This is a genomic window from uncultured Marinobacter sp. (assembly GCF_913055835.1).
GTDB lineage: Bacteria > Pseudomonadota > Gammaproteobacteria > Pseudomonadales > Oleiphilaceae > Marinobacter.
Genome location: NZ_CAJXKQ010000035.1, coordinates 1 through 25,715 on the forward strand (window position 1 = coordinate 1; position 25,715 = coordinate 25,715).

A 25,715-nucleotide genomic window follows, 5' to 3' on the forward strand; every position below is an offset into this window, starting at 1 on the left:
ATGGTACGAACAATGCCGTCACCCAGCTGCTGCTGGACTTCCAGAGTTGTTTCGCCACCTTCAAGCAGCAGTGCGTCATATACTTTGGGTACGGAGTCACGTGGGAATTCCACGTCGATAACCGCGCCAATGATCTGAACGATTTGTCCGCTACTCATGCTCGGTTCCTCGTTATCTTGATAGTCAATAAAACCAGTTGGATTGTGGGCTGGATCAGACCGAAGCGGCGCCGCTCACAATCTCCGATATCTCTTGGGTAATGGCTGCCTGACGCGCCTTGTTATAAGCCAGCTGAAGCTCGTCGATAATGCTACCGGCGTTGTCAGTTGCGCTCTTCATGGCGATCATCCGGGCTGCCTGTTCACATGCCAGATTTTCTACCACACCCTGGTACACCTGGGATTCAATAAAACGTGGCAGAAGGCCATCGAGGATCTGCCTGGCATCGGGCTCGTAGAGATAATCCCACTGGTTCTTGATCTCTTCTTCGTCTTCGCTCTCCGGCAGGGGCAGAAGCTGCTCCACCTTCGGGCTTTGGGTCATGGTGTTAACGAACTCGTTACTGACCACGTACAAGCGATCAATCTTTCCTTCCGAGAACGCATCCAGCATAACCTTGACGTTGCCGATGAGTTTTTCAGAGCTCGGGCTGTCCCCCAGATGGGTCAGCGCCGCGACGACATTGCCGCCGTAGCTCCGGAAAAAGGAAGCCCCTTTCTGCCCGATGGCGCACAGATCGGTTTCCACTCCTTTTTCTTTCCACGCTTTCATTTCACGGACAAGCGCTTTGAACAGGTTAATGTTCAGACCACCGCAGAGGCCACGATCAGTTGACACCACGATATAGCCCACGCGCTTGACCTCGCGCTCGACCATGAACGGGTGCTTGTACTGAGCATTCGCCTTGGCAATGTGCCCGATCACCTGACGCATCTTGTCGGCATACGGGCGGGTTGCCTGCATGCGCTCCTGAGCCTTACGCATTTTACTCGCAGCCACCATTTCCATGGCGCTGGTGATTTTCTGCGTGCTCTTGATGCTTGATATCTGGTTACGTATTTCTTTGCCGACGGCCATAACTCACTGCCTTCTCAAGTTAGACACTCGTTGCTACGAAAAGCGGCCCGCGACAGTTGCCGCAGGCCCGTTTTCTTACCAGCTCTGAGTGGTCTTGAATTTCTCAAGTGCAGCTTTGAGGCCGGCAGCGATTTCGTCGTTGTAATCGCCTTTCTCGTTGATCTTGTCGAGGAGGTCTTTCTGCTCGGAGCGCATCCAGTCGAGCATCTGCGCTTCAAACTTCACTACCTTGTCGACATCAACGTCGTCCAGGAAGCCTTCGTTGGCTGCAAACAGAACCGTACCCATTTCAGCCACAGACATCGGGCTGTACTGGTTCTGCTTCATGAGTTCCGTTACACGCTGACCGTGCTCAAGCTGCTGACGGGTTGCTTCGTCGAGGTCGGAAGCAAACTGTGCGAAAGCGGCCAGTTCACGATACTGGGCCAGAGCCAGACGGATGTTACCGCCGAGCTTCTTCATGATCTTGGTCTGGGCCGAACCACCTACCCTGGATACGGAGATACCGGCGTTCATCGCCGGACGGATACCGGAGTTGAACAGGTTGGTTTCCAGGAAGATCTGACCGTCGGTAATGGAGATTACGTTGGTCGGTACGAACGCGGACACGTCACCAGCCTGGGTTTCAATGATCGGCAGGGCGGTCAGGGAACCGGTCTTGCCTTTCACTTCACCATTGGTCAGCTGCTCAACGTAATCAGCGTTTACACGGGACGCACGTTCCAGCAGACGGGAGTGCAGGTAGAATACGTCACCCGGATATGCTTCACGGCCTGGCGGACGACGCAGCAGCAGGGAGATCTGGCGGTAAGCCACGGCCTGCTTGGACAGATCATCATAGATGATCAGGGCGTCTTCGCCACGGTCACGGAAGTATTCACCCATGGAAGTACCGGAGTACGGAGCCAGGAACTGCATCGCTGCAGGATCGGCGGCACCGGCGGCAACCACGATGGTGTGATCCATCGCACCGTGCTCTTCCAGCTTGCGCACAACGGCAGCGATGGAAGACTGCTTCTGACCGACGGCAACATAGATACACTTGATGCCGGTGTCTTTCTGGTTGATGATCGCGTCGATGGCGACAGCGGTCTTACCGATCTGACGGTCACCGATGATCAGCTCACGCTGGCCGCGACCGATCGGCACCATGGTGTCGATTGCCTTCAGACCAGTCTGAACCGGCTCATCAACGGACTGACGCGCGATAACGCCCGGTGCAACCTTCTCAACCGGAGAGGTCAGGTCGGTACCAAGGTCGCCCTTGCCGTCGATGGGGTTACCCAGAGCGTCAACAACGCGGCCCATCAGTTCCGGACCAACCGGTACTTCCAGGATGCGGCCGGTGCAACGAACTTTCTGGCCTTCGGCCAGATCTTCGTAATCACCCAGCACAACCGCACCAACGGAATCACGCTCCAGGTTCAGAGCCATACCGAAAGTGCCGTTGGCAAATTCAATCATCTCACCGTACATAACGTCGGCAAGACCGTGGATCAGCACGATACCGTCGGAAACCGACAGGATCGTACCTTCGTTCTTTGCTTCGGAAGAGATATCGAGTTTTTCGATTCTCTTCTTGATGATGTCACTGATCTCGGATGGATTCAGTTGCTGCATGCCAATATCCTCAAACCTTGTGCTGAAATCAGGAGCCCAGAGCGTCGGCCAGCTTGGTCAGCTTTCCGCGTACAGATGCGTCAATGACCAGATCGCCGGTGCGAATAATCACGCCGCCAATCAGAGACTTGTCCAGTGACGCTGCGAGTGACACTTGCCGCTCGAGTTTCTTCGAAAGTGCCTGGGCGAGCTTCTGTTGGTGTTCGTCCGTCAGCTCGAAAGCCGCGGTAACTTCGATATCAACAGTGCGCTCCAGATCAGCCCGGTACGTGTTGAAGAGCGCTGCAATCTCAGGAAGAAGAGTCAGCCGGCGGTTTTCAGCCAGTACAGCGAAAAAGTTGCGGACCTGATCGGTGACGCCGTCTTCAGCGACCTCCAGAATCAGTTCTGCCTTCTTCTGCTCTTCCAGACCCGGATTCGCGAGAAGCTGTCGAATGTCTTTGTTCGCGGTGACCTGCCCGGCAATTGTCAGCACCTGGGACCACTCAGCCAGCTGTTCATGCTCCTGAGCGGCAGTAAATGCTGCCTTTGCGTAGGGACGGGCCAGCGTTCTCAGTTCTGCCATGATGAACCTCGTCGTTTAAAGTTCTGCCGCCAGTTTTTCCAACATCTCGTTGTGCTTGGAGGCATCGACAGAGGTTTCCAGGATCTTCTCAGCACCGGCAACGGCAATGGTGGCAATTTCTGCACGCAATGCGTCACGAGCCTGATTACGCTCCTGTTCAATTTCGGCCTTGGCCTGCTCAATCAGCTTCTGGCCTTCCTTGCGGGCGTCATCCTTGGATGCTTCCACAATCTGGGCCGCGCGCTTGTTGGCCTGTTCAATCAGACCAGCAGCTTGCTGCTTGGCTTCACGCAGTTCCTGAGCTGACTTTTCCTGAGCCAGTTCCAGATCGCGCGCAGCGCGGTCTGAGGCAGCCAGTCCGTCAGCGATCTTCTTTTGACGCTCCTGCAGTGCGGCCATGATTGGCGGCCACACGTATTTCATGCAGAAGACGACAAAGATAAAGAACGCGATGGCTTGACCAATCATCGTCAAATTAATGTTCACGTCTTCACCTCTCGCCTGTTTTGTTAAGAATCATCTGACCGGGGCAAAACCCCGGCTCTGGCGACTCGATTAACCGGCGATCTGGCCGACAAACGGGTTGGCGAAAGTGAAGAACAGTGCGATACCAACACCGATCATGGTTACGGCGTCCAGCAGACCTGCAACGATGAACATTTTAACCTGCAGCATCGGGGTCATTTCCGGCTGACGCGCAGCGCCTTCCAGGAACTTGCCACCGAGGATACCAAAGCCAATCGCAGTACCCAGGGCACCCAGGCCAATCAGCAGTGCAACGGCAATAGCGGTCATTCCAACTACAGTTTCCATGATAACTCCCAGTTTTCAGTTAGGTTTTTCAGTTTAAGGGTTTAGGGTTTAGAACTACGGCTTAATGGTGTCCGATCAGTGACTGTCTTCGTGAGCCATGCTCAGGTACACGATCGTCAACATCATAAAGATAAATGCCTGCAGGGTGATAACCAGGATGTGGAAAATCGCCCAGGGAACAGACAGTGCCCACTGCGCCCAGAAGGGAAGCAGCGCAATCAGGATGAAGATCAGCTCGCCGGCGTACAGGTTACCGAACAGACGCAGTGCCAGCGAGATCGGCTTGGCAATCAGGCTCACGCCTTCCAGCAGCAGGTTAACCGGAACCAGAAGGATCTTCAGGAACATATTGTCGGAAGAGAAGGGGTGCAGGGTCAGTTCACCCACGAAGCCACCAACTCCTTTCACCTTCAGACTGTAATAAATGATCAGCGCAAAGACAGACAGGGACATGCCCAGGGTCACGTTCACATCCGTGGTCGGAACCACCTTCATGTATTCCAGACCCATCAGGTGGAACAGCTGCGGCAGGAAATCCACCGGAACGAGGTCCATCAGGTTCATCAGGAATACCCAGCAGAAAATGGTCAGTGACAACGGAGCAATGACCTTGTTCTTTCCGTGGAAGGTTTCTTTCACGCTCTGGTCGACAAACTCGACCATCACTTCAACGAAGTTCTGGAGGCCACCGGGCTGGTCCGAGGTAGCACGCTTGGCTGCCATTCGGAAAATGAACAGGAACAGGGCACCGAGCGCTACCGCCCAGCCCAGTGAGTCAATGTGCAATGCCCAGAAGCCCATGTCGGATGCTTCCTTGCCGGTGTGAGCCAGCGTCCAGGTAGCATCTTGAAGCACGGTTCCGTCGGCACGCTCATAGCCTGCCGGCAGCTTACCGTAGGTGAGGTTCTGGAGGTGATGCTGGATATATTCGGATGCACTTCCTGCCATAACGGTTTCCCAGGTCCAGTTAGCTTTGCTGCGTATTGCTGCCCGCAAGTAGCGGTGTCAACCAGTTGGTGACCAGCATGATCGCAAATGTTAAAAAAAGTGCCGCTATATCAAGCGGCTGAATCCATTTGAACACCATCGTGAAGAGGATGGCGCACAGGATGAGCTTGCCGGCCTCACCCTGGTAAAAAGAAGTCATGATCTTCTTGGCAGACCGCGCGCCGGAGTAGCGGAATGCCTTGAGCGCAAAATAACCATGGGGGATCAGAAAGATAAGTCCGCCCAACAGCGCTGAATAACCGGAAACCTGGCCTCGCAAGAGAAACGCCAGACTAACGAAGACAAGTACCACACTTTCTATTACAAACCATCGTGCGATGGGCGGGCGGCGAATACCGCCTGAAACTGCCTTCGTCATGTTCGTTCCGGAAGTACGGTGCTTTTCGGTCGATGTCGTTTAAAAAGTAAGCAAATACACCGATACGAGCGCCGCAGATTATATGTGTTCAATGTGCACGAATCAACAAAACCGGGCGCGGGCTGATCCGTGAAACGCAGCGGAATGACTGGGTTTTGGCAATTTCAGTCATAAATAGACAGCCGTTCAGTTTTTCACCACTACATGTTGTGTGCATAGCCAGGTACGAACTTTCGTAGGGGGGCCGGAAGGCCGATGAAACCCCGACGTTTTATTTGATATGGCCCAGAATGCCATCGAGCTCGTCCAGAGAGCTGTATTCGATCACTAACTTGCCTTTGCCACGCTGGCCATGATCGATGGACACGCGAGCCCCCAGTCGTTCTGCCAGATCGTCCTGCAGGGCGCGAATATTGGGATCCACGGTGCCTTTTTTCCGGGATTTGCTGTCCGGAGTTTCCTGTTGCACACGCCGAACCAGGGCCTCGGTCTGGCGGACCGAGAGGGATTTGGCGACCACCTGTTTGGCTACCTGCATCTGCAGTTCCGGGGCCAGGGTCAGCATCGCCCGGCCATGGCCCATTTCCAGATCACCATGCTCGAGCATGATACGAACATCTTCAGACAAACCGATCAGTCGCAGCAGGTTGGTGATGGTGGTGCGGGACTTTCCTACGGCTTCGGCCACCTGGGCCTGGGTCAGGCCAAACTCATCCTGCAGGCGCTGGAGAGCGAAGGCTTCTTCAATGGGATTGAGGTTTTCGCGCTGGATGTTCTCGATCAGCGCCATGGCGATGGCGGCTTCATCGGGGACATCCCGGATGATGGCAGGGATGCTGTCCAGCTCGGCCATCTGGGTGGCGCGCCAGCGACGTTCACCGGCAATCAGTTCATAGCGACCTTCCGCAATGGGACGCACCACGACCGGTTGCATCACCCCTTGCTGGCGAATGGAATCGGCCAGTTCCTGCAGGGCTGCAGGGTCCATATCACGCCTGGGTTGATACCGGCCACGCTGGATCAGATCAATGGGAACTTCGCGGAGCTCACCATCGTGGTCTTTCAGCTCCTGGTCAAGGTTGACCTTGGAGCCTGCCAGCAGGGCGCCCAGTCCACGCTCACCCAATCCTCGTTTCTTCGCCGCCATGGTGTCAGTCATTCTTCCCGTTGAAAATCGTTGTACTTAAGTGAGTGACAGGGCGGTATGTTACACCGCAACCGGCGCGGATGTCTTTTTTGAACCATGGCGACGCACCATCTCGCCGGCCAGGGCCAGGTAGGCGATGGCACCCTTGGACGCCCGGTCGTACTTCAGGGCCGGCACGCCGTAGCTGGGCGCCTCGGCCAGGCGGACATTGCGGGGAATCACCGCACGGTAGACCTTATCGCCAAAGTACTCGCTCAACTGGCCGGACACATCGAGCGTCAGGCTGTTCCGGGGGTCATACATGGTGCGCAGAATCCCCTCCACCTGCAGATTCGGGTTCACGGTTTCCTGAATTTGCTCAACGGTGTTCATCAGCGCGGCCAGTCCTTCCAATGCGTAGTACTCACACTGCATGGGAATCAGTACCGAGTCGGCCGCCGAGAGGGCATTCACCGTCAACAGGCTGAGTGATGGCGGGCAATCAATCAGGATGTAATCATAGTTGTCGCGAACCGTGTTCAACGCCAGTCGCAGGCGATGTTCACGACCAATCTCGTTCATCAGCTCGACTTCGGCGGCGGTCAGGTCGCCGTTGGCCGGCAGGATATCGAAACCCGAGGCTTCCGCGGGAATGATCACCTCTGCGGCGCTGGCACGCTTGGTCAGCATGTCGTAGCCGGACAGTTCCAGTGCATTCTTATCCACACCGCTGCCCATGGTAGCGTTGCCCTGAGGATCCATATCCACCAGCAGCACCCGGCGTTTGGTGGCGGCCAGGGAGGCGGCAAGGTTGACGCAGGTGGTGGTTTTGCCCACACCGCCTTTCTGATTGGTCACTGCAATCACGCGCGCCATGTCCTGCCTCCTTGTTTCTGGGTTAGCGATGTTGAACTTCGACTGCCGTACTACCGGGAATTCGCGGCCCGGGCGACCACCAGCAGATGGCGTTCGCCATCGGCACCGGGAACGTCCAGGGAATGGCTGGATTTTACCTGCCAGCCAGCCGGGAGGGCAGCCACTTCATCATCCGGAAACTGACCTTTCATGGCAAGGAACTCGCCCTCATTTGCCAACAGATCGCCGCACCAGTTCACCAGGTTCTCCAACGCGGTAAAGGCGCGGCTGCTGATCTGGACGAAGGGTTCTGCGGGGCTGCAATCTTCCGCCCGGCCATGAATCACCTCGACGTTTTTCAGGCCCAACTCCAGTACACACTGATTGAGAAAGCGGGTTTTCTTGCCGTTGCTGTCGAGCAGGGTAAAGCGTTTTTCCGGCAGGGCGATCGCCAGGGGGATGCCGGGCAGACCGCCGCCTGCACCAACATCCAGCAGATGCTCCGTGGTGACCCAGGGCAGAATACTCAGGCTATCGAGCAATTGCCGGGACACCATCTCCCGCTCGTCACGCACGGCGGTGAGATTGTAGGCCCGGTTCCATTTGTTGAGCAGGCCGAGGAACGCCAGCAGCTTTTCCTGGCGATCCTCGGCCAGGGACAGGCCCATCGCGGCCAGTCCATCCCGGAGCTGGCCATGCCACAGTGAATTGGTCATGGGCGCAGGTCAGGCCGACTGCTTGCGCAGCAAGTCGCGCTTTTTCAGATGCACCAGGATCTGGCTGACTGCCGCCGGAGTAACGCCCTGAATACGGGAGGCCTGGGCGACGGTTTCCGGCCGCACGGTCTTGAGCTTCTGTTTGATCTCGTTGGAGAGACCACCAATCACGTCATAGTCCAGATCCACCGGCAGGGCGGTGTTCTCGTTTTTACGGAGCCGTTCGATCTCGTCGGTCTGACGGGAAATGTAGCCCTCGTACTTGATCTCGATTTCCACCTGGTCGGCAACCACCGGGTCGTCAGCCTGCTCGGCACCGATCTCGGCGATATGGCTGTAGACAATCTCGGGGCGACGCAGCAGTTCGGCCAGGGACTGATCCCGGGTCATGGGCTGCTTGAGAAAGCCGTTGGCACGCTCACCGGCCTCGGTATTCGGATGAATCCGGGTGGATTCCAGGCGGCTGCGCTCGGTAGCAATCGCCTCGCGCTTGTCATTGAACTTCTGCCAGCGCTCGTCATTTACCAGGCCCAGTTTGCGGCCGGTTTCTGTCAGGCGCAGATCGGCGTTGTCCTCGCGCAGGATCAGACGGTACTCGGCGCGGCTGGTAAACATGCGATAGGGCTCGGATGTGCCCATGGTAATCAGGTCATCCACCAGCACACCCAGGTAAGCCTCGTCCCGGCGCGGATACCACTGGTCTTTTTCCTGGGAGCGCAAAGCCGCGTTGATTCCGGCCAGCAGGCCCTGGGCGCCCGCTTCTTCATAGCCGGTGGTGCCATTGATCTGGCCGGCAAAGTACAGGCCCTGGATAAACTTGGTCTCCAGAGTGTGGCGCAGGTCCTGCGGATTCAGGTAGTCGTATTCGATGGCGTAACCCGGCCGCGTGATATGGGCATTCTCAAACCCGGGAATCGAACGCACCGCTGCCAGCTGGATATCGAAGGGCAGGCTGGTGGAAATCCCGTTCGGGTACAGCTCGTTGGTGGTCAGGCCTTCCGGCTCCACAAAGATCTGGTGGGAATCCTTGTCGGCAAAGCGATTTACCTTGTCCTCGATCGACGGGCAGTAGCGGGGGCCCACGCCTTCGATGCTGCCGGCAAACATAGGCGAGCGGTCGAAGCCGCTGCGAATAATATCGTGGGTCTGTTCGGTGGTCCGGGTCACGTAGCAGCACACCTGTTCCGGATGCTGGCTACGGCTGCCGATGAAGGACATCACCGGGGTGGGGTCATCCCCCCACTGCTCCTGCATCACCGAGAAATCCACAGACCGGGCGTCGATGCGCGGCGGTGTGCCGGTTTTCAGGCGACCAACGTTGAACGGCAGTTCCCGCAGGCGCTGGGCCAGGGCATTGGCCGGCGCATCTCCGGCACGACCGCCGGCATGGTGTTGCATACCAATGTGAATAACGCCGCCCAGGAAAGTACCGGTGGTGAGCACCACGGTCCTGGCGTTGAAGCGGATACCGGTTTGAGTAACGACACCGGTCACCTGGTCGTTTTCCACAATCAGGTCGTCCGCCGCCTGCTGGAACAGGGTCAGGTTCGGCTGGCTTTCCAGAGTATGGCGAATGGCGGCCTTGTAGAGAACGCGATCCGCCTGGGCACGGGTAGCACGCACGGCCGGTCCCTTGCGGCTGTTAAGGACCCGGAACTGTATACCGGCCTTGTCCGTGGCCTCAGCCATGGCGCCACCGAGGGCATCAATCTCTTTCACCAGATGGCTTTTGCCAATGCCGCCAATGGCCGGGTTGCAGGACATCTGGCCCAGGGTCTCAATGTTGTGGGTCAGCAGCAGGGTCTGGGAACCCATGCGTGCGGCCGCAAGCGCAGCCTCGGTACCGGCATGGCCACCACCAATGACAATGACATCGAAACGGGTCGGAAAATCCACAGCTCACCTCGGAAATCGGGGGGATAAATAGGGCGGCGAGTATAACGCCTCACCCGGAAAATTGCAGTCAGGATGTGCAAATTTTAACCAGAGACAATCCCGGTTAAAAGCGGCATGGCCGGCACACCGGCCTGGCAAGAGGTTTTTACGAGCCAAAAGGCATAGTGGAAAACCGAAATTTATGGCTTTTCAGACGCTTGGATCACTCTTCTCAGAAAAGTTTTCAAGAAAGTTATCCACATGAAGGACTACTTATTAAACACCCTAATTTATTAATTAAGCTTTTGTTTTATATGATTATTTTATAATTCATCCGGCGTGTTTCCGCAGGTTTTCCAATTAATTATCCACAGATTGTGCTGCCGTTTTTCGCCGAAGCCGCCAGACCACCAGTAAAACCGCACCATTCAGGAGGGACAGCAGCAGGAAAAACCCGGGAATGCTGAACTGCAACACACCCAGCACCACAATTCCGGCCAGGGCACTCACCACCATGAACAACGCGTTGATGACATTCAGCGCAGCGATGATACGGGCACGTTTCGCATGTGGGGTTTCGTGCTGGATGAAGGCATACAAAGGCACTATGAACAGACCGCCACAGATACCGATGCCCACCAGATCCACCAACACCCTGAGGTAGACGGGATCGGTCAACAGGGTCAGCCAGGTTGAGGCCACGGGATCGTCGGGCACCGCAAAGTACAGATCAATACCAAACAGACTCAGCCCCAGAGCGCCCCAGGGCACCGGTGCCAGGGTAATCCGGTGTTTGGTGAGCCGCTCACACATCATGGCGCCGATGGAGATACCGATGGTGAACATGGCGAGCAACAGGGTGACAACGGTTTCATCGCCCAGCAGATTGGTGCGGGCAAAGTTGGGAAACTGGGTCAGGTAGGCAGCGCCAAGAAACCAGAACCAGGAGATGGTCAACACCGCCAGCAACACCTGGCGACGCTCGGCCGCCAGGGCCATCAGCCGCCAGGTTTCCACCACCGGCCGGAAACGCACCGTGACACCGGAACCGTCGGGTTCGGTGGCCGGCACCTGGCGTGCCGCCAGATAACCAAGCACCGCCATCACCACTACAGCAATCGCCGTCAGGCGCGCAGCGGTTTCGAACCCCATCAGCAGGCCCGCGGCAATGGTGCCCAACAGAATGGCAACAAAGGTGCCCATACCGACCAGACCGTTGCCGCCCACCAGTTCATCATCCGCCAGCACCTGGGGCAGGATGGCGTATTTGACCGGACCGAAGAAGGTGGACTGGGTGCCCATCAGAAACAACAGTAACAGTAACAACTCATACCAGCCGAACCATAGCCCAACCGCCGCAACAGACATGATCACGATCTCTGCCAGCTTCACATTCCGGATGATTCTGGATTTTTCATAGCGGTCCGCCATTTCGCCGGCAATGCCGGAAAACAGGAAGAACGGCAGGATAAACAGGAAGGCCGCCAGGTTGACCACCACATTCACCGACAGACCCATCAAACCGCCAGCACTGTAGGTGATCAGCAGCAGCAACGCGTTCTTGAACAGGTTGTCGTTGAAGGCGCCGGAGAACTGGGTCAGGTAGAACGGCAGGAAGCGGCGTTGACCAAGCAGACGGAACTGACTTTTTGATGGCATCACGAAATCCTGTTTTGGGGCATGACCAACCTTTGTGATCGGAAACTGCCCGCATCTGGTGCAAATATCCGCAAATTGATAGCGCCGTTCATTTTTTTGACGGAGTTAATTTAACTTAAATGCTTGATTTTTGGCTCTCTGGTACGGAATTCGCTTTACCTGCATGTTCAGACACTCATAAATCATCAGGCCAGGATGGCCAGAACATTGGCAGTATAAAGGTTCCTGACCATGAGCAGCGTAGTCCGACTTCCCCGACGCATCTATCGTGGAGCCGAAATAACCCGGGCTCCAGATATGATCAATGACTATGATTTCAGTTCGGTTTACCAGCCTATCCTGAGCCCGACCCACCGGAAATTGGTAGGCTACGAAGCCCTGGTAAGGGTAAGGAAAAACAACGAGAGCGTCTCCCCGTTTGCGCTGTTCGAACAGGCGGAAGCCAAAGACCTGACGGCCGAACTGGACAGACATCTGTTGCAGATTCATCTGGATAACTTTGCCGCAGGCTCACAACCCGTTTGGCTCTTCCTGAATATTAATCCCGGCACCTGCATTCACCCGGAAGCCTCCCTGGAAAAACTGGCGCTCCAGTGCCAGAGCAGCGGAATCGATCCGGAAAAAGTGGTTCTGGAACTGGTGGAGACGGCATCCGACAATCCCGAGGCACTGCTGGAATTCATTCTGAAGGCCAAGGCCCATGGTTTCCAGATCGCGATCGACGATTTTGGTATGGGTGATTCCAATTTTGAGCGCCTGTGGCGCATTAACCCGCTCATCGTGAAGCTCGACCGGAGTCTGTTGGTAAACGCGGAGAACCACAGCCGAGCCCGAATGCTGCTGGAAAGCCTGGTTAAGATGATTCGCGAGAGCGGCAGCCTGGTGCTTCTGGAAGGCATCGAGAACAGCACGCAAGCTCATATCGCCCTGCAAACGGAAGCGGACCTGCTGCAGGGTTTTCTGTTTGCCCGGCCAACCAGTCTTCAAGAGCATGAGCCTGAACTGATTGAGCTCGCCTTGAAGGGAGTTATTGCCGATTCCAGTGAATCTTCGGCCCAGGATATCCGGGACCAGGAGAGCTATTTTCGACTGCTTCGCTTCGAAATTCTGGAAGCCTGCCACTCCCTGAGCCGGGAGCTACCTTTCAATACAGCCTGTGAAAAGCTGTTGGACGTGGACGGTGTCAAACGCTGTTTCCTGCTCAACGCCCAGGGCATACAACAGGGTAATCTTGCCCGGGCCAATCCGGACATCCATCGCGGTAAGTTCAACCCGTTATATCATTCCGCCGGCGCCCGATGGACCCATAGGGAATACTTCCGCAATGCCCTGGAGCGGCCCCAGCATATCAGCAGTTGTCGACCTTACGTTGGCCTGCCGGATGCAAAACGCACGGTAACCCTCTCAACCATGTTGCCGGGGCAGCGGGTGTTCTGCGTTGATATCCATCCGGATGAACTATTCGGTGGCCAGCTCGAGTTCCCGGCCACCCTGTGATCAAATAACTGATCAGAAGTCATCCGCGCGTTTCTGGGGCGCCGCTGCCAGCCCTGAACCACCCGCCTGGCCCGAAGCCTGCCGCTCGAGTTCCTTCTCGACGGCGTTAGAGGATTTGGCGAAGCGGGCCAACAGGTTGTAGAGCACCGGGATGATAAACAGAGTGAGAGTTGTGGCGAAAATCAGCCCACCGAGGATCACCATGCCAATGGCCGCCCGACTCTCTGCGCCAGCGCCGGTTGCGATCACCAGGGGAACGGCACCGAAAATGGTCGATATGGTGGTCATCAGTACCGGCCGAAAGCGCAGGCAGGCGCCCTCCAGAATGGCATCTCGCACCTCATAGCCCTTGTCCCGAAGCTGGTTAGCGAACTCCACAATCAGTATGCCGTTCTTGGCCATCAACCCCAGCAACATGATGATGCCTATCTGGCTGTATATATTGAGACTGATTCCGGTCCACCAGAGCGCCAGCAGAGCCCCGGTTACCGCCAGCGGCACCGATAACATGATGATCAGCGGATGGATCCAGCTTTCAAACTGGGCCGCAAGCACCAGGAACACGATGACGAAGGCCAGCGCAAAGGTAACGTAGATGGCCGCCGAGGATTCCTGGAATTCCCGGCTAAGGCCCTTGTAACTGACCCGGGCTTCCGGCGGCAGGTTATCCACAGCCAGGTTGTTCAGATAGGTCAATGCCGAACCAAGATCATAGCCATCAGCCAGGGAAGCACTGATGACCACGGCGGGGAGCCGATCGATACGGCGAAGGTCCGGGTTGGCGCCGATTTCCTGCACCGAAACCAGTGACTGCAACGGGATCAGGTTGCCGCCCTCACGGGGCCGCAGGAAAATCTGCCCGAGGTCGGCCGGCGTTGCCCGGTTGGCATCCTCGGCCTGGATGATCACATCATATTCCCGGCCCCGATCAATGTAAGTGGTGACTTGCCGGGAGGCCAGCATGGTCTGCAGCGTAAGACCGACATCTTCCACCGTGATGTCCAGATCCGCCGCCCGCTCCCGGTCAATATTGACCCGCAGCTCAGGCCGGGTCAGTTCGAAGTCGGTATCCAGGTTCTGCAGGTTCGGATTTTCCTTGGCCCGCTCCATGATCTCCTGACTCCAGGCCTGCACCGATTCATAGTCCGGACCCGCTACCACAAACTCGACTGCCTGGCTGAAACCCCGTTGGCCCAAACCCGGCGGATTCACGGCCACCGTCCGGATGCCAGACACATCGGCCAGTTTCCTGCGGATCTCGCTGGTTACTTCCTGCTGCTTGATGTCCCGGTCTTCCCAGGGCACGAGACCCATGATCAGGAACGCATTGTCCTCCTCACCACGGAACCCGACGATGGAGAGCAGGCGATTGGCGATGCCCTCATCCAGATAGGGCAGTAAAGACTCCTCCACCTGGCGGACGTAGTGATCGGTGTACTCCACCGTTGAACCGCGGGGTGCGCTGGTGGGCATGATGATCACGGCCCGGTCTTCGGTCGGCGCCAGTTCCTGGGGCAGTTTGGGGTAGACCACGGCCGCAATGACCAGCCCAACCAGACCCAGGCCAAGCAACAGCCCCGGTTGCCTCAGGGAAAACTGCAACAGCCTGCGGTAACCATTGGTCAGGCCATTCAGGACCTTCTCGCTGGCCGCCCAGAGACGATGTCCCTCCGCCGATTCCGGGCTGTGTCTGAGCCACTTGGAGCACAGCATCGGTGCCAGCGTCAGGGCAACGAGACTGGAAAACACCACCGCCGCAGCCAGGGTGAACCCGAATTCGGCAAACAACCGGCCGATATTGCCGCCCATGAACGAAATAGGTACGAACACGGCCACCAGGGTCAGGGTGGTGGCGATGACCGCAAAGGCGACCTGTTTTGCGCCCCTGTAGGCGGCAAGCAATGGCGGCTCACCTTCATCAATCCGACGCTGGATGTTTTCCAGCATCACGATGGCGTCGTCCACCACCAGTCCGATGGCCAGAATCACCGCCAAGAGGGTCAGTACGTTGATGGAAAAACCCAGAAAACCCAGGCCGATAAAGGCACCAATAACCGCCACCGGAATGGTCACCGCAGGAATCAGGGTGGCTCGCCAGGAACGCAGAAACAGGAAAATCACCAGGATAACCAGAGACACCGCGATGGCGAGCGTGGTGACCACTTCCTTGATCGAAGCCCGGATAAAAATGGATTCGTCGTAGCTTTCCGCGATGGTGACTTCCGGCGGCAGGGTCTCGCGAATCTTCTCCAGTTCAGCGCGAACCGCATCGGAAACGGCTACGGTGTTGGCCTTGGACTGCCGGATAACCCCCATGCCGATAGCCGTCTGGCCGTTGGCGCGCAGGCGGCTGACATCCGATTCCACGCCCATCTGGACATTGGCCACTTCCCCGAGTCGCAACAGATCATTGCCGTCGCGACGAATGACCAGCTCCCGGAACTGTTCCACATTCGACAACCGCCCCTCGGCACGAACTGTGAAATTTCGGGTGGACGAATCCACCGATCCGGCCGGCAACTCCACGTTGTTGGCGCGCAGGGCCCGTTCAACTTCCGCCACGGTGATATCACGGGCGGCAAGCCGCTCCCGATCCAGCCACACCCGGATGGCGTAGCGCCGTTCGCCACCGATACGCACGTCGGCGACACCGTCGAGCACCGACAATCGGTCCGCCAGAACCCGGTCGGCAAAATCACTCAGCTCGGCACTGTCCCAGACATCACTGCGCAGGGTCACCCACATCATCGGGCGGGCGTCGGAATCGGCTTTACGCACCACGGGCGGATCGGCTTCATCCGGCAGCTGGTTGGCTACCCGGGACACCGCATCACGGACATCATTGGCAGCAATATCCACATCCCGGGCCGTGGTAAATTCAATACTGGTGCGGGATTCGCCCTGCTCGGTGGAAGATTCGATGGAACGAATACCCTCGATGCCACTAATCGCACCCTCGATCACCTGGGTGATCTGGGTATCCACCACCTCGGCGGCAGCGCCGGTGTAATCGGTAGAAATGGAAACCACGGGTGGGTCAATGTCCGGATATTCGCGCACCGGCAGGCCCAACAGGGCTGCCAGCCCGAATACCACGATCAGGAGACTGAGGACCGTGGCGAACACCGGCCGCTTGATGGAAACGTCTGAGAGGACCACCGGTTACGACTCCCTGGCGCTGATAAATCGGTTCTCCGGAATGGCTTTGTCACTCTCCAGTACCCGAACCCGGTCCCCGCTGCTGAGCCTGTCCTGACCGGTCACAATCACCGGGTCTTCCAGACTCAACCCCGTCGACACTTCCACAAAACCCGGCATGCGCGAACCCAAGTTGACTGAAACCCGCCGGGCGACGCCGTCTTCAGCCACAAACACATACTGTTCGTCACCTCGGATCATCACCGCCTGTTCCGGGATCACCAGGGCTTCCCGTTCCCGGAGCGTCAGGGTGGCGGACATAAACTGCCCCGGCCGGAGCAGGCCATCCGGATTATCGATCAATGCCCGCACCGGCAATGATCTGCTCAGTTCACTGACGCGCGAACCGAGTTCAACCAGCTGGCCGGAAAACGCCTGGTCCGGATAGGCGGGCGACACCCCACGAACCTGTTGTCCGAGACTTACCTGCCCGAGAAAACGTTCCGGAATGGAAAAACCAAGTTCCATACGGTCAGTGGTATCCAGAGTGGTCACCGAGGTTCCGGCAGTGATATAGGCACCAACGCTGATATCACTGAGCCCAACCACGCCGGTGAACGGCGCCTCAATGCGGTGGTTTTCCAGACGGACCCTTGCCGACTGTCTCTGTGCCTCCGCCACATCGACGGCCGTTCTCAGCTCGTCCACCTGAGACTGGGAAATACTGTTATTGGAACGCAACCGCTGTGCTCTTTCGAGCTGCCTGCGTGCATCCGCCAATTGAGCTTCGATCACCTGCAGATCCGCCCTGGCCTGGCGATCGTCAAGTCGTAAAAGCACATCACCCTGCTCGACCCGGCGGCCGGTTTCCAGATTCAGTTCCACCACCCGGCCACTGACTTCCGTGGTCAACTCCACCGCATTCAGGGCCTTCAGACTGCCAACGGCGTTGACCACATCCCGCACCATCTCCATCTTCGGAAGAAGCGTGTTGACGGCACTGGCAGGACGCTCACCACCGCTCTGAGCGGCAGTGCCCTCATCCAGATTCTGGTACACAAAGGCACCGCCCATAGCCACTGCCACCAGTACCAACGCAATCAACCACTGTTTCCACATAGGACTTCCAGATTTTTCCAGTTCTCGGTTTGTCGTCTGTTACTTCTTCTGGATCACCAGTACCACCTCACCCACGTCGATTCCCCACTTGCTCATGGTGGTCTGGTTAATCAGCGTGTCGGGCGTGATCAGGTACATCCAGTCGTCCATCCGCACATCCAGCGTACCGTCACCGTATGACACACGAAGGACATAATTCATGTGAATGGCGTTCCCGCGCCAGCGCATGGTTCCAGGTTCAACCACATCGCCAGCATCGGCGTGGTATCCGTCTTCCGCGGGCGTCAGGGTCCACACCCGGGTCTGGACCTCGCCGTCGTTGAAGCGGAACACTTCATCCAGGGTGCCCACCCCTTCATCATCCCATGACGCGGAAATATCCGCATCAAAGGTACGAATCACCTCACCGGAAAAATTCTTGACCACACCCCGGGCAGAAAGTTCGCCGGTAAAGAACTCTTCGGGAACCAGCTCAGGCGTGCGGTCTGCGTAATCCTCGAGGGAGGGACTGGCACAGCCACTGAGCACCAGTGCCGAAGTCAGTACCCAGAGTATAGGCGTCGACAGGCGTTTCGATATCTCGGTTAACAGGCTTTGCATGACTTTTACACTCTCTGAACGGGAATATTTGGGAACCTTTGGCGCAAGGAAATACGCCGCTACCGGTTTTAACGATCATTACCCGGAATCAACAGTCTCTGCTACGTCATCTCGGCCAATTGTCCATTCTGACAGTGTGCCCGGCGCTTTTCGTCAATGGCAGTGCCCGGCTATTGGCGTAAAACGACCGGTATTGGGCGTCGATTGCCCTGCTGAGATTTCTGGATAGACACTGAGGACTCCGCTATGCCGGTCTATAAAGCGCCCCTGCGCGACATGAAATTCCTGTTGAACGAGGTGTTCGACTACCCGGGCCATTACGCCACCCTGGCCAGTGGGGAAAACGCCACGCCCGACATCGTGGATGCGATTCTGGGAGAATGCGCGAAATTCTGTGAGGAAGTGCTGAGCCCCCTCTACCTCTCCGGAGACGAGGAAGGCTGCAGACTCGATAACGGTGAGGTCACCACACCTGCCGGTTACCGCGACGCCTACCAGCAATACGCCATGGGTGGCTGGCAGGGACTTTCCGCACCGGAAGAATATGGCGGCCAGGGCCTCCCCGCCTCCATGGGGCTGCTGAAGCAGGAAATGATGGGCACCGCCAACTGGCCCTTCTCCATGTACCCTGGTTTGTCCCTGGGTGCCATGAACACCATTTTCCTGCACGGTTCCGAGGACCAGAAACAGACCTACCTCGCACCACTGACAGAAGGCCGCTGGGCCGGCACCATGTGCCTGACCGAACCCCAGTGCGGCACCGATCTGGGCCAGGTAAAGACCAAGGCCGAACCCCAGGCCGACGGCAGTTACCGTCTGACGGGCACCAAGATTTTCATCTCCTCCGGCGACCACGATCTGACCGAAAACATTGTCCACATCGTGCTGGCCCGTCTGCCGGATGCTCCCAAGGGCACCCGGGGCATCAGCCTGTTCATCGTGCCCAAATTCCTGCCGGACAGCCAGGGCGGCGTGGGCGAACGCAACGCGGTGGTCTGCGGCAGCCTGGAAAAGAAAATGGGCATCAAGGCCTCGGCCACCTGTGTGCTGAATTTCGACGGGGCCACCGGTTATCTGATCGGGCCCGAGAATGAAGGCCTCAACTGCATGTTCACCTTCATGAACACCGCCCGGATCGGCACCGCCATCCAGGGTGTCGGGCCGGCAGAGCTGTCCTATCAATGGGCGCTGGCCTATGCCAAGGACAGGCGCTCCATGCGGGCTCTGTCTGGCAAGAAAGAACCGGACCAGGTGGCCGACAGCCTGATTCATCATGCCGATGTGCGCCGGATGCTGCTGACCCAAAAGGCCATCGCCGAAGGCGGCCGGGCCATGCTTTATTACGCGGCCCGGCTGGCCGATCACATGGTCGAGGGATTCACCGAAGGCGACAAGAAAAAGGCGGAGAAATACGACGACAAGCTCGGCTTCCTGACACCGATACTGAAGGGCTTTCTCACCGAACTCGGGTGCGAGGCGGCCAACCTGGGGGTTCAGGTTTTTGGCGGCCACGGTTACATCCGCGAGCACGGGATGGAGCAGATTGTCCGGGATACCCGCATCGCCACCCTGTACGAGGGCACTACCGGTATACAGGCACTGGACCTGTTGGGGCGAAAGGTCTTGCTGATGACCCAGGGCGGCGCAGTCCGCGAATTCACCCTGAAGATTGCCAATTTTGCCCGCAAGCATCTCGCCGACAAGCGGCTGCGACCCTGGGCCCTTGAGCTGCTAAAGCTGACCGGGCAGTGGAACCTGTTGACGGTCCGGATCATGCTGGCGGCCCGCAAGGACCGGGACGTGGTGAGCTCTGCAGCCTATGATTTCCTGATGTACAGCGGCTACGTCACCATGGCTTATATCTGGCTGCGCCAGGCTGCCGTGGCTGTGGATAAACTCGATAACGGTGGTGAGGAGTCGGAGGGATTCTACCGGGCCAAACTCGGAACTACCGAATTCTATTTTGAGCGCTTGCTGCCCCGCGCCCAGAGCCACGCTGCCAGCATGCTCAGCCCGAGCAAGAATCTGATGCAACTGGATGCCGAGGATCTGGCCTTTACCGGATAAGCTATCCGGTCTCTCCTGCTCCCGGGCCTCGCCCGGGATTTTTTTGCCCTTGAAATACTCCCGCCCGACCCCACCTCACAGGTGCACTTCCGCTTCGGAGTTAATAACTTACTGAATTAAATGAAAAACCTTTGAATTCGTGAATAAAAGAAGGAGGTTCGAATATGGACACTCGTGCTGACGACTTTTATCCAACCCGCCTGGAACGTCCGACCAAGAGCTTTGAGCGCAAGGACCCCGTGGTACACAGCAGCGGTTCGCACCGAACCGACGGACCGCTGAGTGAAGCCGAGCTGGCGCAGTATGAACGCGACGGCTTTCTGGTGTTCAACAGCTTCCTCGACCAAAACACTGTTCGTCAGTTCCGGGAGGATCTCCGGGCCTACGAAGACGATGAAAGCATCCTTCGTTCTGAGGGCACCATCACCGAGCCCGGCAAGCAGGAAATACGCTCGATTTTCGGCATTCACGAACTCTCGGATCGATTCGACCGGCTGACCCGGGATCCGAAGATTCTGGCAATGGTACGCCAGCTTCTGGGCAGTGAAGCCTATATCCACCAGTCCCGGATTAACTTCAAACCCGGCTTCCACGGCAAAGGCTTTGACTGGCACTCCGATTTCGAGACCTGGCATGCCGAGGATGGGATGCCCCGTATGCGTGCTGTCAGTTTTTCTATCGCCCTTACCGACAACACGCCTTTCAATGGCCCGTTGATGCTGATTCCCGGCTCCCACAAGACCTTTGTGCCCTGTGTCGGACGCACGCCAGAAGACAATTACCAGTCGTCCCTGAAAAAGCAGGAACTGGGCGTTCCCAACGATCGTGACCTGGCCGCCATGGCGGACCAATACGGAATCAAGGCGCCCACAGGTGCCGCAGGCTCTTTGATCATCTTCGAGTGCAATACACTGCATGCCTCGAACGCCAATATGTCGCCCTGGCCCCGCAGCAACCTGTTCTTTGTCTATAACAGTGTGGAAAACCAGCTCCAGGCCCCATTCTGCGGCAACAAACCACGGCCGGATTTCCTGGGCAATCGCAGTAACACCGAGGCTCTGGTGCCAGTTTCAGAGGACGAACGCCGGAAAACCGGTTAACGCTACTTACCGATGCAGAAGCTGCTGAAAATCTTGCCGAGAAGCTCATCCGGGGTAAGGTGCCCGGTGATCTCGCCCAGGCTATCCTGGGCTGCCCGCAGATCTTCAGCCAGTAACTCACCGGCTCCAAACCCTTCCAGCTGGCTCTGGCCCTGAATCAGCAGGGCCTGGGCCCGCTCCAGGGCGTCCAGGTGGCGACGGCGGGCCAGAAATCCGCCTTCGGTGGTACTGGCAAACCCCATGCACTGTTTGAGATGGTCCCGGAGAATCTCCAAACCTTCGGCAGACTTTGCCGCCAAACGGATAACCGGTGCTCTCTGGTGGTCTTCGGCACTGATCCCGACCGTTTCGCCGGACAGATCCACTTTGTTGCGAATCACCGTCACCGGCGCGTTGGCCGGTAACTGGTCAATAAAGTCCGGCCAGATTTCATGGGGACTGGTTTTGTCGGTAGTGGTGGCATCCACCATCAGAAGAATGCGGTCGGCCTGTCGGATTTCATCCCAGGCCCGGGCGATTCCTATCTGCTCCACTTCATCCGGACTGTCCCGCAGACCTGCGGTATCGATAATGTGCAGCGGCATGCCATCGATGTGGATATGCTCCCTCAGGACATCGCGGGTGGTTCCCTCAATGGCGGTTACAATCGCAGCCTCGCGACCGGCCAGGGCATTAAGCAGGCTGGATTTGCCGGCATTGGGCCTGCCGGCGATGACCACTTTCATGCCATCGCGCAGAATGGTTCCCTGCTGGGCCTCGGCCAGGATTTTCTCCAGCCGGTCCAGCAGATTCTGAAGATCGCTGGCCACCTTGCCATCGGCCAGGAAATCGATCTCCTCCTCGGGAAAATCGATGGCTGCCTCAACGTAGATCCGCAGGTGTGTTACCGCATCCACCAGATCTTCTATCTGCCGGGAGAACACCCCCTGCATGGAGCGAACGGCACAGCGGGCGGCCTGTTCCGAGCTGCTTTCAATCAGATCGGCAATGGCCTCGGCCTGGGCCAGATCCAGTTTGTCGTTCAGAAACGCCCGCTCGGAAAACTCACCGGGGCGGGCCAGTCTTGCCCCCTGGCTGCAAACTTCCCGAAGCAAAAGATCGAGAATCACGGTGCCCCCGTGGCCCTGGAGCTCGAAGACATCCTCACCGGTGAACGAATGGGGGTTGGGGAAAAACAGCCCGATGCCCTCATCGATCAGTTCGCCCTGATTGTCATGAAACGGGCCGTAATGGGCATAACGTGGTTTGGGCTCGAACCCCAGCATCTGTTGGGCAATAGCCCGAGCCTTGGGACCGGACACGCGAACGATACCGACCCCGGCCTGTCCGGGCGCGGTGGCTATGGCTGCAATGGTGTCAGAACTCTGGCTCATGTTTTATCCACAGGCTGAAAACAACAAAGGCTCCACACAGGAGCCTTTGCCGGGTCGGTTCGGGCACCGGTCAGTGCTTCTTGCCGGCCATTTCTGCTTCGATCTTGCGGGTAATGTACCACTGCTGGGCAATGGACAGAATGTTGTTTACCAGCCAGTACAGAACCAGACCGGCCGGGAACCACAGGAAGAACACGGTGAAGATCAACGGCATCATCTTCATGATCTTCGCCTGCATGGGGTCCGGCGGGGTCGGGTTCAGACTCATCTGCAGGAACATACTGGCGCCCATCAGGATCGGCAGAATGAAGTACGGGTCCATGACCGACAGATCCTGAATCCACAGGATGAACGGCGCATGGCGTAGCTGAACACTCTCGAACAGTACCCAGTAAAGAGAGATGAACACCGGCATCTGAACGAGGATCGGCAGACAGCCTCCAAGCGGATTGATCTTTTCCCGCTTGTACAGCGCCATCATTTCCTGGGACATACGCTGTCGGTCGTCGCCGTACAGTTCTTTCAACCGGGTCAGCTGAGGAGCTACTGCCCGCATCTTGGCCATGGATTTGTAACTGGTCGCGGAGAGATGGAAGAACACCGCCTTGACCAGCACGGTCAGCAGGATAATGGAAACACCCCAGTTGCCTACCAGGCTGTGGAACCAGTCCAGAATGATGAACAGCGGCAGGGAAATAAAGAACAGCCAGCCGAAATCCACCGTACGGTCCATGTTCGGAGCCATTTCTTCCAGGCGCTCAATGATCTTCGGCCCGACGTAGGCCCGCGCGCCGATCTCGGAGGTCTCACCCGGCGCCACGTTGGTTGCCGGATAGACAAAGCCCATCACATAGTTGTTACCACGACGGGTGGTCTGGAACTGGGCTGGGAGATCACGTTCTGGCACCCAGGCTGACAGGAAGTAATGCTGGAGGAATGCCAGCCAACCGTTGGTAACGGACTGGTTGATCTGGGTTTCCTGCAGGTCGCCGAAATCAAACTTCTCGTAGGGATCCTCCGGCGAACTGATCACCAGACCAAGGAATGCCTGGATACCCATGCTGGTCTGGGAGGTAGGGTCCGGGGACTGGTCACGGACGATCTTGCCGGTGAAATTGGCCTGCCAGTCGTTACTGGACTGGTTATTTACCAGATACTTAACGTCAATCTCATAGCTGTCGCGCTCGAACTGGTAACGTTTGGTGATCTGGACACCGCTATCAGTGGTGTAGGTGAGGTCTACCTGAAGCTGGTTGTCACCTTCAGCCAGCTCATAGCTGGAAGCGTCGGCGTTGTATACGGGAGCGGATCCGTTCTTGCGACTATCAGGGCCGTCTCGGCCAATCAGACCGCTTTCTAGAACGTATAGACGGTTCTGGGTGTTGTTCAGAAGAGTCAGTGGCTCTTTGCTATTGAGCGACTTGTCGTAGTTAAGCAGCTGGGCTTTTACCAGGTTGCCGCTAACCCGATCAATCTGCAGGTCGTAAACGTCGGTGCGGACGGTGATGAACTGATCACTGACTGTGGTGTTGTTTTCCGTTGAACTGACGACCGCCTGACCGGTTTCCGGGGTTGTAAACTCGCCATCACCGTCAACCTGGGCGGAGCCCTCTTCCGGAAGCACCATATCGTCTGAATTGCCCGTGCTGCCGTTGGACTGGGAAGGCTGCTGGGATTCAGCAACTTGAGCCGTCTGCGGCTGCTGATGGTAATCCTCATTCCAGGCAAGCACCATCAGATAACTGACAATAGCCAGGCCGGCAAATAATACGATGCGTTGAATATCCATAGAGTTACTGTCTGGTCTGGGTTGTTGTATGGGAATGATCAGCGTGTACGCAGGCTGTTACGGTTTGCTGAACCGGGGTCTGTGTTGTTCCCGGTACAGGATCATAACCGCCTTCCGCCCAGGGATGACACCTTAAAAGACGCCGGATTGCGAGAAATAATCCTTTAAGTGCGCCATGGTGGGTTATGGCTTCAACGGCGTATTGTGAACAGGTGGGGTAGTGGCGGCAGTGACTGGCCATCAGGGGACTGATTGCGTACTGGTAGAAGCGGATGGGCAGAAGCAGGAGCTTGCGCATTAACCCGTTCCTCGACCGGCAGTTTTCGATGCTACTGTCCGGGATGGCTGAGATTGAGCGTATTTTTTCCTGAGACGTCGCCAGAGATCGTCCATGGATGCCCGTACCGACTGGTTATCCAGGGAAACCAGCCCCTGACGCCCCAGAACCACAAGGTCGAGACCGGGCAGATCCGTCTGGTGCCGGAAGCTTTCTCTGACCTGGCGTTTTACCCGGTTTCTCTGGACGGCTAGCTTCAGATTCTTCTTGGAGAAGATCAGACCGATCCTGGCGTGACCGAGGTCATTCGGCGTTGCCAGGATCAGAAAATTCCGGTGCGGAACTTTCAGCTGCACGTCGTTGAAGACTTTGCCGTAATCAGCAGATCGCAGGAGACGATGTGATTTCGGGAAACTCAAAGCCTTCATCAGGCAATCGGAGCTTACGCGGACAGACGTGCGCGGCCCTTGGCACGACGACGGGAAATAACCTTGCGACCGTTGGCAGTGGCCATACGGGCACGGAAACCGTGAACGCGCTTACGCTTCAGGACGCTTGGTTGAAACGTTCTTTTCATGGTGATGATCTCACAATTCGTAAGTTGGAAATTCAGTAACTGGCCGGAAAATGAACAGCCAAAACAGGAGCGGCATTCTATGCAAATACCGGTGGGAATTCAATGCTTATTGCTAGGGGGTTATGCGCATGCCGGAAATTCTGGAATGTCCTGGTGAGCTAATAAATTCAGTAAGTCTTTTTAGAATTCTTTTAAGGATTAATTATTACTGTTATTAGTACCGGATGTTCTTGTGGATAAACGTAGAAAAGCTTGTAAAAACAGATTCCTGAGCGGTTTATAAGGGTATTGATAAGGCGGGATGAGCTCTGTGGACGGTGGCAGGGCGAAATGTGGGTAAATCGTATTCGTACGATGAATCGAGGTTATCCCCGGGTGTGTCCCGCGGTTCCTCACAGGGTTAGACCCTGGCTATACACACAGGGCTGTGGGTAAGTCTGAAAGTAGTTATTTTCTGTACACAAGGTTGTAGGTAAGTTCGTAAAAAATTGAAATGTAAAGAAATA

General features: G+C 57.0%; 23 protein-coding genes and 1 pseudogene. 3 read left to right on the forward strand and 21 right to left on the reverse strand.

Going from position 1 to position 25,715, the window contains the following annotated elements:
* The 13 genes and pseudogenes from QZ534_RS15830 to QZ534_RS15890 form a co-directional block, all read right to left on the reverse strand.
* Positions 1 to 158: pseudogene (locus tag QZ534_RS15830) on the reverse strand (F0F1 ATP synthase subunit beta); the annotation flags it as partial.
* A 55-nt stretch (positions 159 to 213) separates the two neighbouring features.
* Positions 214 to 1,077: a F0F1 ATP synthase subunit gamma gene (gene atpG / locus QZ534_RS15835; protein ID WP_008172593.1), complete on the reverse strand. Its 864-nt coding sequence runs from the start codon at positions 1,075 to 1,077 to the stop codon at positions 214 to 216.
* A 75-nt stretch (positions 1,078 to 1,152) separates the two neighbouring features.
* Positions 1,153 to 2,697: a F0F1 ATP synthase subunit alpha gene (gene atpA, locus QZ534_RS15840; RefSeq protein WP_136630338.1), complete on the reverse strand. Its 1,545-nt coding sequence runs from the start codon at positions 2,695 to 2,697 to the stop codon at positions 1,153 to 1,155.
* 28 nt (positions 2,698 to 2,725) lie between these two features.
* Entirely contained in the window at positions 2,726 to 3,262 is a 537-nt protein-coding gene (locus QZ534_RS15845; protein WP_296935779.1) for a F0F1 ATP synthase subunit delta, read from the reverse strand.
* A gap of 15 nt (positions 3,263 to 3,277) precedes the next feature.
* Positions 3,278 to 3,748 (reverse strand): F0F1 ATP synthase subunit B, encoded by a 471-nt coding sequence (locus QZ534_RS15850; protein WP_174805021.1) that lies wholly within the window; start codon positions 3,746 to 3,748, stop codon positions 3,278 to 3,280.
* A 69-nt stretch (positions 3,749 to 3,817) separates the two neighbouring features.
* Positions 3,818 to 4,075 (reverse strand): F0F1 ATP synthase subunit C, encoded by a 258-nt coding sequence (gene atpE / locus QZ534_RS15855; RefSeq protein WP_012138088.1) that lies wholly within the window; start codon positions 4,073 to 4,075, stop codon positions 3,818 to 3,820.
* A gap of 75 nt (positions 4,076 to 4,150) precedes the next feature.
* Positions 4,151 to 5,023, reverse strand: coding sequence for a F0F1 ATP synthase subunit A (atpB, locus tag QZ534_RS15860; protein WP_069182395.1), 873 nt, complete (start codon positions 5,021 to 5,023; stop codon positions 4,151 to 4,153).
* A gap of 19 nt (positions 5,024 to 5,042) precedes the next feature.
* The gene (locus QZ534_RS15865; protein ID WP_136630339.1) at positions 5,043 to 5,441 is read right to left on the reverse strand and encodes a F0F1 ATP synthase subunit I; all 399 of its coding nucleotides are present in this window, start codon (positions 5,439 to 5,441) and stop codon (positions 5,043 to 5,045) included.
* Between the two features lie 271 nt (positions 5,442 to 5,712).
* On the reverse strand, positions 5,713 to 6,588 hold the full coding sequence (locus QZ534_RS15870; protein ID WP_296935819.1) for a ParB/RepB/Spo0J family partition protein: 876 nt from the start codon (positions 6,586 to 6,588) through the stop codon (positions 5,713 to 5,715).
* Positions 6,589 to 6,648: 60 nt separating this feature from the next.
* Positions 6,649 to 7,443 (reverse strand): AAA family ATPase, encoded by a 795-nt coding sequence (locus tag QZ534_RS15875; protein ID WP_008172572.1) that lies wholly within the window; start codon positions 7,441 to 7,443, stop codon positions 6,649 to 6,651.
* Positions 7,444 to 7,493: 50 nt separating this feature from the next.
* A complete protein-coding gene (rsmG, locus tag QZ534_RS15880; protein ID WP_296935784.1) occupies positions 7,494 to 8,138 on the reverse strand; it encodes a 16S rRNA (guanine(527)-N(7))-methyltransferase RsmG in 645 nt (214 codons plus the stop codon).
* A 9-nt stretch (positions 8,139 to 8,147) separates the two neighbouring features.
* Positions 8,148 to 10,034: a tRNA uridine-5-carboxymethylaminomethyl(34) synthesis enzyme MnmG gene (gene mnmG, locus QZ534_RS15885; RefSeq protein ID WP_296935785.1), complete on the reverse strand. Its 1,887-nt coding sequence runs from the start codon at positions 10,032 to 10,034 to the stop codon at positions 8,148 to 8,150.
* A 339-nt stretch (positions 10,035 to 10,373) separates the two neighbouring features.
* On the reverse strand, positions 10,374 to 11,672 hold the full coding sequence (locus QZ534_RS15890; protein WP_296935787.1) for an MFS transporter: 1,299 nt from the start codon (positions 11,670 to 11,672) through the stop codon (positions 10,374 to 10,376).
* Between the two features lie 231 nt (positions 11,673 to 11,903).
* On the opposite strand from QZ534_RS15890, the gene QZ534_RS15895 reads away from it, so the two are divergent.
* The gene (locus tag QZ534_RS15895; RefSeq protein WP_296935789.1) at positions 11,904 to 13,169 is read left to right on the forward strand and encodes an EAL domain-containing protein; all 1,266 of its coding nucleotides are present in this window, start codon (positions 11,904 to 11,906) and stop codon (positions 13,167 to 13,169) included.
* Positions 13,170 to 13,181: 12 nt separating this feature from the next.
* On the opposite strand, the gene QZ534_RS15900 is transcribed toward QZ534_RS15895, so the two are convergent.
* From QZ534_RS15900 to QZ534_RS15910, 3 genes are read right to left on the reverse strand one after another with little or no spacing between them, the layout of a single operon-like run.
* Positions 13,182 to 16,328: an efflux RND transporter permease subunit gene (locus tag QZ534_RS15900; protein WP_296935790.1), complete on the reverse strand. Its 3,147-nt coding sequence runs from the start codon at positions 16,326 to 16,328 to the stop codon at positions 13,182 to 13,184.
* A gap of 3 nt (positions 16,329 to 16,331) precedes the next feature.
* The gene (locus QZ534_RS15905; RefSeq protein ID WP_296935792.1) at positions 16,332 to 17,426 is read right to left on the reverse strand and encodes an efflux RND transporter periplasmic adaptor subunit; all 1,095 of its coding nucleotides are present in this window, start codon (positions 17,424 to 17,426) and stop codon (positions 16,332 to 16,334) included.
* Positions 17,427 to 17,465: 39 nt separating this feature from the next.
* Entirely contained in the window at positions 17,466 to 18,026 is a 561-nt protein-coding gene (locus QZ534_RS15910) for a DUF3833 domain-containing protein (protein ID WP_296935793.1), read from the reverse strand.
* Between the two features lie 246 nt (positions 18,027 to 18,272).
* Here QZ534_RS15910 and QZ534_RS15915 point away from each other — a divergent pair, with 246 nt between their 5' ends.
* Entirely contained in the window at positions 18,273 to 20,093 is a 1,821-nt protein-coding gene (locus tag QZ534_RS15915) for an acyl-CoA dehydrogenase C-terminal domain-containing protein (protein WP_296935795.1), read from the forward strand.
* 164 nt (positions 20,094 to 20,257) lie between these two features.
* Entirely contained in the window at positions 20,258 to 21,193 is a 936-nt protein-coding gene (gene thpD / locus QZ534_RS15920) for an ectoine hydroxylase (protein ID WP_296935796.1), read from the forward strand.
* A 2-nt stretch (positions 21,194 to 21,195) separates the two neighbouring features.
* Here thpD and mnmE read toward each other — a convergent pair whose 3' ends face one another.
* The 5 genes from mnmE to rpmH form a co-directional block, all read right to left on the reverse strand.
* A complete protein-coding gene (mnmE, locus tag QZ534_RS15925; RefSeq protein WP_296935797.1) occupies positions 21,196 to 22,566 on the reverse strand; it encodes a tRNA uridine-5-carboxymethylaminomethyl(34) synthesis GTPase MnmE in 1,371 nt (456 codons plus the stop codon).
* Between the two features lie 70 nt (positions 22,567 to 22,636).
* Entirely contained in the window at positions 22,637 to 24,355 is a 1,719-nt protein-coding gene (yidC, locus tag QZ534_RS15930) for a membrane protein insertase YidC (RefSeq protein ID WP_296935799.1), read from the reverse strand.
* A gap of 4 nt (positions 24,356 to 24,359) precedes the next feature.
* Entirely contained in the window at positions 24,360 to 24,653 is a 294-nt protein-coding gene (yidD, locus tag QZ534_RS15935) for a membrane protein insertion efficiency factor YidD (RefSeq protein ID WP_296935801.1), read from the reverse strand.
* Positions 24,653 to 25,060, reverse strand: coding sequence for a ribonuclease P protein component (gene rnpA, locus QZ534_RS15940; protein ID WP_296935803.1), 408 nt, complete (start codon positions 25,058 to 25,060; stop codon positions 24,653 to 24,655). The genes yidD and rnpA overlap by 1 nt, the downstream gene beginning before the upstream one ends.
* A 14-nt stretch (positions 25,061 to 25,074) precedes the next feature.
* Positions 25,075 to 25,209: a 50S ribosomal protein L34 gene (gene rpmH, locus QZ534_RS15945; RefSeq protein WP_008172542.1), complete on the reverse strand. Its 135-nt coding sequence runs from the start codon at positions 25,207 to 25,209 to the stop codon at positions 25,075 to 25,077.
* Positions 25,210 to 25,715 lie beyond the last annotated feature (506 nt).